Annotated in this window: 12 protein-coding genes and 1 pseudogene; 4 read left to right on the top strand and 9 right to left on the bottom strand. The window is 62.7% G+C overall.

What is annotated here, in order from left to right; genetic code table 11:
• Nucleotides 1-50: 50 nt before the first annotated feature.
• Both NKJ78_RS16690 and NKJ78_RS16685 read right to left on the bottom strand, forming a co-directional pair.
• Nucleotides 51-341 carry a Dabb family protein gene (locus tag NKJ78_RS16690; protein ID WP_023696086.1) on the bottom strand — a complete coding sequence of 97 codons (291 nt, stop codon included), beginning with the start codon at nucleotides 339-341 and terminating at the stop codon, nucleotides 51-53.
• A 113-nt stretch (nucleotides 342-454) separates the two neighbouring features.
• Nucleotides 455-589 carry a hypothetical protein gene (locus tag NKJ78_RS16685; protein WP_023696085.1) on the bottom strand — a complete coding sequence of 45 codons (135 nt, stop codon included), beginning with the start codon at nucleotides 587-589 and terminating at the stop codon, nucleotides 455-457.
• A 259-nt stretch (nucleotides 590-848) separates the two neighbouring features.
• Here NKJ78_RS16685 and NKJ78_RS16680 point away from each other — a divergent pair, with 259 nt between their 5' ends.
• On the top strand, nucleotides 849-2,099 hold the full coding sequence (locus tag NKJ78_RS16680; RefSeq protein WP_023696084.1) for an SAM-dependent methyltransferase: 1,251 nt from the start codon (nucleotides 849-851) through the stop codon (nucleotides 2,097-2,099).
• A 60-nt stretch (nucleotides 2,100-2,159) separates the two neighbouring features.
• On the opposite strand, the gene NKJ78_RS16675 is transcribed toward NKJ78_RS16680, so the two are convergent.
• Both NKJ78_RS16675 and NKJ78_RS16670 read right to left on the bottom strand, forming a co-directional pair.
• Nucleotides 2,160-4,139 carry a bifunctional 2',3'-cyclic-nucleotide 2'-phosphodiesterase/3'-nucleotidase gene (locus NKJ78_RS16675; RefSeq protein WP_023738884.1) on the bottom strand — a complete coding sequence of 660 codons (1,980 nt, stop codon included), beginning with the start codon at nucleotides 4,137-4,139 and terminating at the stop codon, nucleotides 2,160-2,162.
• A gap of 141 nt (nucleotides 4,140-4,280) precedes the next feature.
• Nucleotides 4,281-5,546: an NAD(P)/FAD-dependent oxidoreductase gene (locus tag NKJ78_RS16670; protein WP_023696082.1), complete on the bottom strand. Its 1,266-nt coding sequence runs from the start codon at nucleotides 5,544-5,546 to the stop codon at nucleotides 4,281-4,283.
• Between the two features lie 181 nt (nucleotides 5,547-5,727).
• Here NKJ78_RS16670 and NKJ78_RS16665 point away from each other — a divergent pair, with 181 nt between their 5' ends.
• A complete protein-coding gene (locus NKJ78_RS16665; RefSeq protein WP_023738885.1) occupies nucleotides 5,728-6,393 on the top strand; it encodes a 5-formyltetrahydrofolate cyclo-ligase in 666 nt (221 codons plus the stop codon).
• On the opposite strand, the gene NKJ78_RS16660 is transcribed toward NKJ78_RS16665, so the two are convergent.
• Nucleotides 6,390-6,863, bottom strand: coding sequence for an Lrp/AsnC family transcriptional regulator (locus NKJ78_RS16660; protein ID WP_023668897.1), 474 nt, complete (start codon nucleotides 6,861-6,863; stop codon nucleotides 6,390-6,392). The genes NKJ78_RS16665 and NKJ78_RS16660 overlap by 4 nt on opposite strands.
• Nucleotides 6,864-7,018: 155 nt before the next feature.
• On the opposite strand from NKJ78_RS16660, the gene ald reads away from it, so the two are divergent.
• Together ald and NKJ78_RS16650 are read left to right on the top strand one after the other, a co-directional pair.
• Nucleotides 7,019-8,134 (top strand): alanine dehydrogenase, encoded by a 1,116-nt coding sequence (ald, locus tag NKJ78_RS16655; RefSeq protein ID WP_023738886.1) that lies wholly within the window; start codon nucleotides 7,019-7,021, stop codon nucleotides 8,132-8,134.
• Between the two features lie 275 nt (nucleotides 8,135-8,409).
• Nucleotides 8,410-9,642 carry an outer membrane protein gene (locus NKJ78_RS16650; RefSeq protein ID WP_084014320.1) on the top strand — a complete coding sequence of 411 codons (1,233 nt, stop codon included), beginning with the start codon at nucleotides 8,410-8,412 and terminating at the stop codon, nucleotides 9,640-9,642.
• 385 nt (nucleotides 9,643-10,027) lie between these two features.
• Here the strand turns inward: NKJ78_RS16650 and NKJ78_RS16645 are convergent, their stop codons facing one another.
• The 4 genes and pseudogenes from NKJ78_RS16645 to sseA form a co-directional block, all read right to left on the bottom strand.
• Entirely contained in the window at nucleotides 10,028-10,495 is a 468-nt protein-coding gene (locus NKJ78_RS16645; protein ID WP_023738888.1) for a DUF1203 domain-containing protein, read from the bottom strand.
• A 134-nt stretch (nucleotides 10,496-10,629) separates the two neighbouring features.
• A pseudogene (locus NKJ78_RS16640) lies at nucleotides 10,630-10,734 on the bottom strand (OmpA family protein); the annotation flags it as partial.
• A 19-nt stretch (nucleotides 10,735-10,753) separates the two neighbouring features.
• Complete coding sequence (locus NKJ78_RS16635) at nucleotides 10,754-11,317, bottom strand: GNAT family N-acetyltransferase (protein WP_023738889.1); 564 nt, start codon at nucleotides 11,315-11,317, stop codon at nucleotides 10,754-10,756.
• Nucleotides 11,318-11,322: 5 nt separating this feature from the next.
• Nucleotides 11,323-12,174 (bottom strand): 3-mercaptopyruvate sulfurtransferase, encoded by an 852-nt coding sequence (sseA, locus tag NKJ78_RS16630; RefSeq protein WP_023738890.1) that lies wholly within the window; start codon nucleotides 12,172-12,174, stop codon nucleotides 11,323-11,325.
• Between the last annotated feature and the right edge of the window lie 52 nt (nucleotides 12,175-12,226).

The following is a 12,226-nucleotide window of genomic DNA, read 5'->3' as shown; positions in this document are numbered from 1 at the left end:
CGCGGTGTGCATCATTCCCGAAATTGGTTCAAGGCCTCTTGCCGGCCCGATCAGGCCGTCGCCACGATATCGGCCGAATAGCGCAATTCGCGCAAGGGTTTGACCCGGCTGGTCGTCTCGGCATAGAGCGGGTGCGCCTTGTATGCGGCAAGCGCGGCATCATCCTCAAACTCGGCATAGACGACCACGTCGATCGCATCCGACAGCGGATCGACCTTGGTGTTGAGCGTCACCTCGAAGAGGCTTGAATGCGGGATCTTGCCCAGTGTGAGCAAGCCCGTACGCACGGCCTCGACATCGTCCTTGCGCCGCGCGCTGAAGAAAACGATATGCCGGATCACGCCTGCCTCCACGTTCGATTTGCGGCATGTTTTGTGTGAGCGGGACCGTCGCGTCAACCGCCACGATGTCGCGCCCGGCAACGCCGGCAGGCGACTTTGCAGAGGCGCAAAAGCTAGGCCCCGCCGGTGACGTAGCGCACGACGCGCGACATCTCCCTGACCGTCGTGTCGAGATAGCGGCCCTGATTGTAGAGGCCGTCCCAGATCAGGAAAAAGGCGATGGCGACGATGACGATGACATAACGCATGGCTGAAACTAACGTATGTGGCTGTTCGTAACCATAGCGATTTCGCCGAGGGCCGCGCTCTCCCGCGGATTCTGGCCTCAGGCCGGCAAGCTGGGCCAGCGCCGCACGAAGCTTGCCTCTTGAAGTTTCGGCCAATGCCATGGAAGATTGTGGCGAAAATTTAAGCAGGCTACGGCGTTCGCGCCTGGCGAATGAAAGTGGAGGATGTGGAGGCCGGCAGATCTTGCGCCGCCCCCGCGGAAGTCCAGGGGGGTGTGAGATGGCTGTCAGGGAATACAAAGGCATCGGCGACGCCATCAGGCTGGACGAACTCAATTTCGCCGAGATCGTCAAGGGCCTGCCGGCCAAGGCGCGCATGGTGCTGTCGGCGGCGATGAAATTGCCGCGCGGTTCGCTGAAGGTGAGGATGCCGGATGGCCGGGCGGTGCTTGTCGGCGGCAACGGACCCGGGCCGGATGCCGAGCTGGTGTTGAAGAACTGGCGCCTGCCCGGCCGTGCCTTTTCCGGCGGCACCATCGGCGTTGCCGAATCCTACATGGACGGCGACTGGGAAAGCCCTGATGTAACCAGCTTCCTGGAACTGTTCGTCGTCAACTCGGCCGTTGGCGAACGCATTGCCGGCGGCGCCAGCTGGCTCATCAACACGGTCCAGCGCATCCGCCACTGGTTCAACGAAAACACCCGCACAGGCTCGAAGCGCAACATCTCGGCGCATTACGATCTCGGCAACGCCTTCTACAAGCAATGGCTCGATCCCAGCATGACCTATTCGTCGGCGCTCTATGCGACCGGCGCCAACGACCTGGAAAGCGCTCAGGCCGCCAAATACCGCGCGCTGGCCAAGGATACGGGTATCGGCAAGAAGGACCATGTGCTCGAGATCGGCTGCGGCTGGGGTGGTTTTGCCGAATTTGCCGCGCGCGAGATCGGCTGCCGCGTCACCGGCCTGACCATCAGCCGCGAACAGCACGATTTCGCCAAGGCGCGCATCCAGAAGGCGGGACTGTCTGACAAGGTCGACATCAAGCTGCAGGATTACCGAGACGAAACGGGCACTTACGACCGCATCGCCTCGATCGAGATGTTCGAGGCGGTCGGCGAAAAATATTGGCCGGTATTTTTCGGCAAGATGAAGGCATGCCTGAGGCCCGGCGGCACCGCCGGCCTGCAGATCATCACCATCAACGAGGCCGCTTACGACACCTATCGGGCGCGGCCGGATTTCATCCAGCGCTATGTCTTCCCAGGCGGCATGCTGCCGACGCCGTCGATCCTGAAGACGCTGGGCAGCGACCATGGCCTTGCCCATCTGCGCGAGCGCGTCTTTCCGGACGACTATGCCCGCACGCTTGCCGAATGGCGCAACCGCTTCTGGGCGTCGTGGGAAAAGATCGTCCCGCTCGGCTTCGACGACCGCTTCAAGAAGCTTTGGGAATTCTATCTCCACTATTGCGAAGCCGGCTTCAGGGCCAGCTACATCGACGTGCGCCAGGTGGTCTACAAGGCCTGATCCGAAGCGTGATTGAGCGGGCGTATGCCCGCTCGTTTTCCCTGTTAGCTGCACGTTGCCTCAAAGCAGGATGCGATACTTCGCAAACCCGGATTCGCCCTCGCCGGCCGGCTCGATCTTGAGCGATTTCACTCCCGATATAAAATCCTTCGCTTTGGGGCCGGTCTCGAACACGACGCTGGTGCCGGGCAGCGGCGTGAACGACCAATTGTCGTCGGCCGAGGGATTGATCGTGCCTTCGCTGACGACGTAGCGCACGATCACGTCGCGGTTGGTGTCCGGCGCCTCGTAGATGATCTTCGAGGCATTGATGTCGGGGAAATTGCCGCCACCGCCGGCGCGGTAATTGTTGGTGGCGACGACGAATTTCGCTGCCGGATCAATAGGCTTGCCGTCGAAGCTGAGGCCGACGATGCGGTTCGAGCCGGCATTGGCGACGCCACCCTTGGCATCGTATTTCGGCAGCTGCGACAGGTCTATTCCGTAGCTGACGCCATCGATCACATCGAAATTGTAGGACGGGAATTCGGTGTCGATGAGCGCCTGGTCGGCCTTGCCCGGCTCGATCTTCCTGAAAATGCCGGCCGACATTTCCAGCCATTCCTTCACTTGCGCGCCGGTGATTTCGACGGCGCGCACCGTGTTCGGATAGAGATAGAGGTCGGCGACGTTCTTGATGGCGAGGTCGCCCACCGGCACGTCGGTATAGTAGTCGGCGCCGTTGCGCCCGCCGGCCTTGAAGGGTGCTGCCGCCGACAGCAGCGGCACATCCTTCCACTGCGTGCTCTTCAATATGTCCTTGAGGTACCAGCTCTGCGCCTGGTTGACGATCTGCACCGACGGATCGTCGGCGACCAGCGCGAAATAGGAATAGAGCGGCGCCGAGGTCTTGCCGACCGGTCGGCGGACATAGGCAAGTGTCGCCTCATGGTCCGCCTTCAGCGCATCGACGACGCGCTGGTCGTCCGCCACCGTCGGCTTGTTTGCCTTGTCGACGCGCTGGTAGATCGGCCTTGCCTCCGATGTGGCCGAGGCTACGCGCCATTTCGATCCGTCCCGTTCCAGAAGCAGATCGATCAGTCCCATATGCGAGCCCCAGAAACCGCCCATCACGGCGGGCTTGCCCTGCAGCGTGCCTTTCTCGGTGTCGACGCCTTCGAGCGCCTGAAAATCCTTCTTGCCGGGGAAGACCAAATGCTGATGGCCGGTGAACACCGCATCGATGCCTTCGACGCCGGCGACGAAGAAGGAGGCGTTCTCCATGCCGTCGCCCTGCTTGATATCGATGCCGGAATGCGAGAGCGCGATGACGATGTCGGCGCCCTCCTCCTTGATCTGCGGAACCCAGGCCCTGGCCGCCTCGACGATATCGCGCGTCCTGACATTGCCTTCCAGGTTCTTCAGGTCCCAGACCATGATCTGCGGCGGCACGAAGCCGATGATGCCGATCTTGATCGGCTGCTCGGCGCCCGACCCGTCCTTGATCTTCTTGTCGAGGATGACATAGGGCTTGAGGTAGAGCTTGTCGTCGCGCGGGTTGGCGGCAAGCTCGGTGCCGCGGATCAGATTGGCGCAGACGAACGGGAAATTGGCCCCGGCCAGCACCTTGTCGAGGAACGACAGGCCGTAGTTGAACTCGTGATTGCCGAGCGTCGAGCATTCATAGCCCAGCAGGTTCATGCCCTTCATGATCGGATGCAGATCGCCTTCCTTGAGGCCCTTCTCATAGGCGATGTAATCGCCCATCGGATTGCCCTGCAAAAGATCGCCATTGTCGATCAGCATCGCATTGGTGGCTTCCTTGCGCACCGCCGCGATCAGTGAGGCCGTCCGCGACAGGCCCATCGTGTCGTTGGCTTTGTCTGCGTAGTAGTCGTAAGGCAGCACATTCACATGGATGTCGGTGGTCTCCATAATCCTCAGATGCGCCTGATTGGCCTGCGCGCGGGCGGAAAACGGATGGAGCATGATCAGCGCCCCGCTGGCGGCCGTACCGGCAAGAAAACTACGGCGGGAGACGGGGTAATTGAGATGCGGCATTGGTTTTCCTTCCCAGCGACGTGACAAGATCCCAGCCCCGGGCGGAAGCTTCGCGCCGAAAACCGGCCATGTCCATCGGGAAGTCAGTCGATCAGCAAAAGGTGACGGCTGGATGAATATCCTTGGCCGCGGTTGAGAACCTCAGCCCTTGTCATCGTCGCCCTGGGTGATCAGCCGCGCGCTGCGCTGGCCGGTGAAATAGATCCATAGCCAGCTAAGCGACACCGAGAGCCGGTTGCGGAAACCGATCAGGAAGTAGATATGCGCCACGCCCCACAGCCACCAGGCAAGCCATCCCGTGAGCTTGATCGAGCCGAAATCGATCGCGGCTGCCCACTTGCCGATCGTCGCCAGGTCGCCGGCATGTTTGTAGCGGAAAGGCCGCGGCGCGCCATCGCCGGCCAGCCGCGCCCTGATCGTCGCGGCGACATGCTTGCCCTCCTGCTTGGCCGAGGGCGCCACGCCGGGCACCGGTTTGCCGTCCGGCCGCAAGACATGCGCGGTGTCGCCGATGACGAAGATTTCAGGACTGTTCGGCACGGTCAGATCGGGCTCGACCATTACCCTGCCCGCCCGGTCCACCGGCGCGCCCAGCCACTCTCCCGCGGGGGAAGCCGCCACGCCGGCGGCCCACAGGATGGTTCGCGCCGGCAGATGCGTATCGCCAAAGACGACGCCTTCGGCATCGAGGCGCGTGACGGCGCGGCCAAGCTCGACCGTGACGCCCCGCCGCTCCAGCGCCTTGCGCGCATAGTCGGACAGCTTTGGCGCGAAATTGGCGAGGATCCTGTCTCCGGCCTCGACCAGCACCACACGCGCCTCACGCGTGTCGATGTTGCGGAATTCGCCGCGCAGCGTTTCATGCGCGAGTTCGACAATGGTGCCGGCAAGCTCCACGCCGGTCGGGCCGCCGCCGACGATGACCAGTGTCAGCAGTGCCTGGCGCTTGGCCGGATCGGTCTCGCGCTCGGCCTGCTCGAAGGCGAGCAGGATGCGCCGCCGAATGGTGGTTGCGTCTTCGAGCGTCTTCAGCCCGGGCGCGAAAGGCTCCCATTCGTCGTGGCCGAAATAAGCATGACGCGCGCCGGTGGCGAGCACCAGCGTGTCGTAGGGAACAGAACTGCCGTCCTCAAGCAGCACGCGTTTGCCTGGACGGTCGACGCCGGTGACGTTGCCGAGCAGGGTCGTCACGTCCTCGCGCTTGCGCAGCAGATGACGGATCGGCCAGGCAACTTCCGAGGTCGCCAGCGAGGTGGTCGCCACCTGGTAAAGCAGCGGCTGGAAAAGGTGATGGTTGCGCTTGTCGACCATGGTGATGCGCACGGGTGCGCCGGCCAGCGCCCGGGTGAGTTCGAGACCGCCGAACCCTGCGCCGACGACAACGACATGATGGCTGGTTTCACTCATCGCATTCACCCCTGTTTGTCTCTCTTTATCTAGTGATTTTTGTGCACCGCAACAATGTCGCGGCGCGCTAGACTGCCGCGCGTAAGGCTGCCCAGGACTCGTCGCCGGATGTCGCGAATGCCTATGTCGGCAAGCCTGGACGGGTATAGCCTTGCAGGGGCTGGAACCACGGGAGTGAAGCATGGCCAACGACGATGACAAAGATCGCAAAGGGCGGGCGCAATATTCTTCGCCGCCTTGCTTCATGCACGAACTCGATCCGGAATTTCGCGCGCCATTGACCGACTGGACCGATGTGCGCCGTTGGCGCAAGGCCGAGCGCGAGCGTCTGATCGCGGCACGGTTGGCGGTTTCGGCCGATGCGCGGGTGGCGATGTCGCGGGCTATCACCGAAGGCCTCGACGCGGCAATCGGCGACATTGCCGGCCGCATGGTCAGCCTGTACTGGCCGTTTCGCGGCGAGCCGGACCTGCGGTCGTGGATGGCGTCGATCAACCAGCGCGGCGGCCGCACGGCACTGCCAGTCGTCATCGAGAAGGGCCAGCCGCTGATCTTCCGCGCTTATGTGCCTGGCGACCGGCTGGAAAAAGGCGTCTGGAACATCCCTATCCCCGCCGAAGGCGACCCGGTGCTGCCCGACGTCGTCATCTCGCCGATCGTCGGCATCGACCCGCGAAACTACCGCCTGGGCTATGGCGGTGGCTTCTTCGACCGCACGCTGGCTGCCATGCCGTTCAAGCCATTGGTCATCGGCGTCGGCTACGAACTGCAGCGCATAGCCACCATCTACCCGCAGCCGCACGACATCCCAATGGATAGGCTGGTGACCGAGACTGCTCAGGGCTAGGCCAGTTCCGGCTTCATGCCCATCGCCGTGCGATCGACGATCTCGCGCAGGGCAAACGACGAATTGATCTTGGTCACGTGCGGCATCGCCGACAACCACTCCTTGTGGATGCGCTCATAGTCGACCAGATCCTTGGCGGCGATGCGCAGGATATAGTCGTATTCGCCCGACATCAGGTGGCACGACAGCACATTCGGGCAGCGCTTGATCGCCGCCTCGAAATCCGACAGCGTCTTTTCGAACTGCCCCGACAGCGATATGTGCACGATCGCCGTCATCTGGTGGCCGAGCGCTGCATTCGAAAGCCGGGCGTGATAGCCGCGGATGGTGCCGGATTTCTCCAGATTGTCGAGCCGGCGCGAACAGGCCGATTGCGACAGGCCGACCCTTTCAGCGAGCGCCGCATTGGGTATGCGCCCATCCTTCTGCAGTGCCTCGAGAATGGCGATATCGATCCTGTCGAGCGGCATTTAGAGTGATTCCTGCGAAAATTATGCAATTTCGCGCAACGATTATCGAAACACGTCACCTCGCGCAAGCGCATTCGCAAACACCTGCGCAACGATTCGTGGTTCACTCGGTTGATACAGGGAACGAGCCCGAAGGGCCGGATCAGGAGAAGACTATGCGCGTCGGCTGCCCCAAGGAAATCAAGAACCACGAATACCGAGTCGGCCTGACGCCGGGCTCCGTCCGCGAATATGTCGCGCATGGCCATGAAGTGCTGGTCGAAAGCGGCGCCGGCGCCGGCATCGGCGCCGATGACAATGCCTACCGCGCCGCCGGCGCCACCATCGCCAGGACCGCCGCCGACGTGTTCGCCAAGTCCGACATGATCGTCAAGGTCAAGGAGCCGCAGCCCAACGAATGGGCGCAGCTGCGCGAGGGCCAGATCCTCTACACCTATCTGCACCTGGCCCCGGATCCGGAGCAGACCAGGGGCCTGCTCGCGTCCGGCGTCACCGCAATCGCCTATGAGACCGTAACCGACGACCGCGGCGGCCTGCCGCTCTTGGCGCCGATGTCGGAAGTTGCCGGCCGCCTGTCGATCCAGGCCGGCGCGACCGGGCTGCAGAAGGCCAATGGTGGCCGCGGCGTGCTGCTCGGCGGCGTGCCCGGCGTACTGCCCGGCAAGGTCACGGTGCTCGGCGGCGGCGTCGTCGGCCTGCATGCCGCCCGCATGGCGGTCGGCCTCGGCGCCGACGTCACCATCATCGACCGCTCGATCCCGCGCCTGCGCCAGCTGGACGACCTCTTTACCGGCCGCGTCCACACCCGCTACTCCACAGTCGAGGCGCTTGAGGAAGAATGCTTCTCGGCCGACATCGTCGTCGGCGCCGTGCTCATCCCGGGTGCTGCTGCACCCAAGCTGGTCACTCGCGAAATGCTGTCGGGCATGAAGAAGGGCTCGGTGCTGGTCGACGTCGCTATCGACCAGGGCGGCTGCTTCGAGACTTCGCACGCCACCACCCATGCCGAGCCGACCTATGAGGTCGACGGCGTGATCCATTACTGCGTCGCCAACATGCCGGGCGCCGTGCCGGTGACCTCGGCGCACGCGCTCAACAACGCGACGCTGCATTATGGCCTGCAGCTGGCCGACAAGGGCCTGAAGGCACTGGTCGACGACCACCATTTGCGCAACGGCCTCAATGTCCACAGGGGCAAGATCACCAATCGCGCCGTCGCCGAAGCACTCGGCTATGAGCTGGTCGAACCGAAAGTGGTTCTGGCTGCCTGACCAGACGCCTTAATCGACTCAAGCAGTTCTGCCTCCCTCACCCGCCGGTTGCGCCGGCGGGTTTTTTATTGGCCGCGTGCTCACAAATTGCGGGCTCTAAGGCAACATCACGGCGAAACGGCCCGGCTTGGCGGTGCTTTTGCCTGCCGATGTGGCATTTTTGTCATTCCAATATTGGCGAGCGTCCTGTTAGAACACGGACGGGTTTGTTCTTATGCTAAGGGGCTAAAATGTTCATCTCTGCTAAATCCGTTCTTCTCGGGGCCGTTTCGGCAATGGCTTTGATATCGGTAGCGCATGCCGCCGATGTTGTGCAGCCGGTGGAAGAACCTGCCGGTTTCAACTGGAGCGGCGCCTATGTCGGCATCGGCGGCGGCTTCGGCGCCACCGTGCATCGCATCAGCGTCGACCCGGTGATCGACTTCAACGGGATCGGCGGCAACGGCGTGTTTGGCGAAATCACCGCCGGCTACGACTATATGGTCTCCGAGCGCTTCCTGCTTGGCGGCTTCATCGACGCCAACATCGGGAATATCGGTCCGTCGATCAGCCTTCCGGGCGCTGATATCGACCTGACGAACGCTTATGGCTTCGACGTCGGCTTGCGCGCCGGCTATCTCTTGAACCCCGATACACTCGGCTATGTGCTCGGCGGCTACACCTGGAACCATTTCAAGCTCGAGGGTTCGGGCTTTGCCGACGGTCTCGATTTCACGGAGAACCGTGGCGGCTATGTCGTCGGCGTTGGCATGGAAACCGTGCTGCGCGGCAACTGGACGATTAAGACCGAGTACCGCTACGCCAACTATGGCGACGACTCGGTGGCTGACCTCGGCATTATTGGCGGCCCGGGAACCTCTCTGGATGTCGAGCCATCCAGCCACACCTTCCACATCGCGGCCAACTACCGCTTCGGCGCCCAGAATGGCGGCGGGGCCTCGTTTGCTGCTCCGACCTACAACTGGACCGGCTTCTATGTCGGCGGCGCGCTTGGCGCCGGCACGGTGGTACATGACCTGACGCTGGGCGGTGCCCTCGAGTTGGATGGCATCGGTGGCGAAGGCGTGTTCGGCGAGGCGAGCATCGGTTACGACCATGATTTCGGCGGATGGGTCGCCGGCGTGCTGCTTGATGCCCGCTATTCCGGCATTCGCTCGAAGCTGGATCTCTTCGGCGGCTCCATTAAGGGCGATGCCGACTATGGCTTCGATGCCCTGGCCCGCATCGGCGCCAAGGTCAACGAGTCGACTCTGGCCTATGTCATCGGCGGCTATAGCTGGCAGCATTTCGACCTGCATGCTTCGCCTGGCGGCGACATTACCGACTGGGGTTCGAGCGGCTTCTCGATCGGTGGCGGCCTGGAAACGGCCGTCTCCAGCAACATGACGCTGGGCCTCGAATACCGCTATTCGCAGTATGAGAAAGAGGATTTCGGTTCGGGCGGCTTCCTCACCGACGAGCCTTCTTTCCAGACCGTTCGCCTTGGCGCGAAGTATAAATTCAACTAAAAGCCGCTCCGGCAACGTCAAAGCCCGTCGGTCAATTCCGGCGGGCTTTTTCTTTGCGCAAAATCTTAACATCGGCATTGAACAGGCTGACGGACAACAAAAAAGCGGAGCCAAAGCCCCGCTTCCTCGGTTGTCGAGATCCCCGCCGGTTCATCCGCGGTCGGCAAATCCATCGACACTCATGCTTTAACGGACGAATGCGAAGGGAGTGCGACAGCGCACCGGCAATCGGCGCGCCGCCACGCCGGCGACGATCGCGGACGCTATGTGAAGTGCTTCACATCAGGCAATCGAAAAACATGCGCAGACAGGGATGCCAACTTGACGGCTCGTGCCGTCACACGGTTCCCAACTGCCCGCCAGACCACCGGCGGGCATCTTTTTGTCAGACACGCTCCATGCGGCACTGATAACAATTGTTGCGCACCGAGCGGACGTGGACATAGGCGATGTCATCGCGCTCAAACAGCGTCTCTGCCCGCGCCGCAATGGCGCCCGTCGGGATGACGCCGCCGCTGCCATAGACGATACGGTCATCGGCACCATAGCCACGCACGATATAGTCGCTGCTCTCAAGCATCTCTGGAAGCGCTTCCGTTTCGGCTGCGCGTTCGCATTCCTGCGCATGCAGGAAGATCGGTCCTGTCTCGGCGTAAGGCTGCAACGCCGGAAACGGCCGATAGGCCATGATCAGATAGCCATCGCCTTCGGCGACGTTTCTTAGGCAATGCCGGCACGGCACCCCGTCGCCATCTGAAACCTTCCGCTCCGGCGTTTGCCCGTAGGCGTCCGGCCCGCCGCGCTGCAGCGCTCTCACATCTTCTGTCGGCAAGGCTTTGAACTGGACGGTCATGGCTAAATCTCCGGTGTGGTTGACCGGAAATTATGCCCCCGCCGAGGTACTTCCCACCCGATTCCTGTCAACTGTCAGCAGCCCGGCCAGTCTCAGGCCGGACTGCTTCGGCATTGGGCAGGTCCCGCGCCGGCTCAGCGGATGAAATCGTCGAAGCGGCGCAGCGTCACCCGGCGCCTGCGCCAGTTCTCGTCCTGGGTCCGCACGAGCAGGAATTCCTCGCCATGAACGGTCGGTTCGGCCTTCAGTCGGAGAAAGTCACGGCCGCATGACGCTGGCCGAGCGCTCGGCGAACGACAGCGGGTGCACGGTCTCCTTCTTTTGCGCCACCGGCGCAAAACCGAGCTTCTGGTAGAGCGGCAAGGCAGCCGGATGGTCGAGCGTGCAGGTCTGCACCGTTACCCGTTTCGGCCCATACGACCATGCTGCGGCAATCGCCGCACCGAGGAACCAACGGCCGATGCCTTGCCCGGTCGCATGTTCCATCATGCCGAAATAAGCGAGTTCGACTTCCTCTGGAAAATGCGGCTTGAGGTCGAAGAACCCGGCCGGCGCGCCGTCGAGATAAAGCACCCTGATGTCGCGGTCCTCGCGGTGGACGCCGGCGGCAAGCTCGTCATCGTCCAGCCTCAGCACATTGACCCAGTGCCATTTGCGTCCGACCCGATCCATCAGATAGCGGTAGAAATGCAGCGGAATGTCCTTGGTCCTGAGCAGCGCGATTTGCCTGTTGTAGGGCAACGGCGGCGAATAGGCCGGCGGCACATGCATTTCCAGAAACGTGACCGTAACCTCGATGTCGTCCAGCGCGCCATTTTCCATCGCCATCATTCCTTGCCCGTCACCACGGGCGTGTCTGCCAGCCCGCCCCATTCCGTCCATGAGCCGTCGTAGAGCCGGTTGTCGGTGTGGCCGAGCGTCTCCAGCGCCAGAGTGACGACAGCCGCCGTGATGCCGGAACCGCAAGAGGTGACGACCGGTTTCGACAGATCGATACCGGCATCCTCAACGGCCTTGCGCAACTGGTCCTTCGACAACAGCGCGCCATCCTCTGACAGCGCCGAATAAGGCAAATTGTGCGCGCCGGGCATGTGGCCGGAGCGAACACCCGCGCGGGGCTCTGGCTCGGCGCCGGTGAAGCGGCCCGCGCCTCGGGCGTCCGCAATCTGGCTCTCGCCAGTCTCGACGATGCGGCGCATGTCGGCAAGGCTGGCGACGCGAGCGGCATCGAAATCGGCATGAAACACATTCGGCGCGATCTTGGTCGGCTCCGCCGTCACCGGCCGGCCCGCCGCCTTCCAGCGGTCGAAGCCGCCGTCGAGCACATAGACCTGGAACACGCCCATGACGCGGAACATCCACCAGGCGCGCGGCGCCGAGAAGAAACCCGGACCGTCATAGACGACAATGGTGTCGTCGGCCGAAATTCCCATGGCGCCTACATATTGCGCGAAATGCTGTGGCGAGGGCAGCGTGTGCGGCAGCTTGGCATCAGGATCGGAGGCCGCATCATGATCGAAGAATCGCGCGCCCGGAATATGCGCAGCCTCATACTCGGCGCGCGCATCGCGCTTCTGCGCCGGCAGATACCAGGATGCATCGACGATCGTCAGGCCGGGCTCGCCAAGACGGCTCTGCAACCAGTCCGCATCGACGGTGAAAGGGCTGTCATCGGCCATTGTTCTTCTCCTGCTCCGCCTTGGCGAAGCATTGCTTCCTGTTGACCATGAT

The sequence above is a fragment of the Mesorhizobium sp. M0037 genome, assembly GCF_040323635.1.
Classification (GTDB): Bacteria; Pseudomonadota; Alphaproteobacteria; order Rhizobiales; family Rhizobiaceae; genus Mesorhizobium.
The sequence above is the reverse complement of the archived record's forward strand: the minus strand, read 5'-3'. Positions and strand labels throughout refer to the sequence as shown.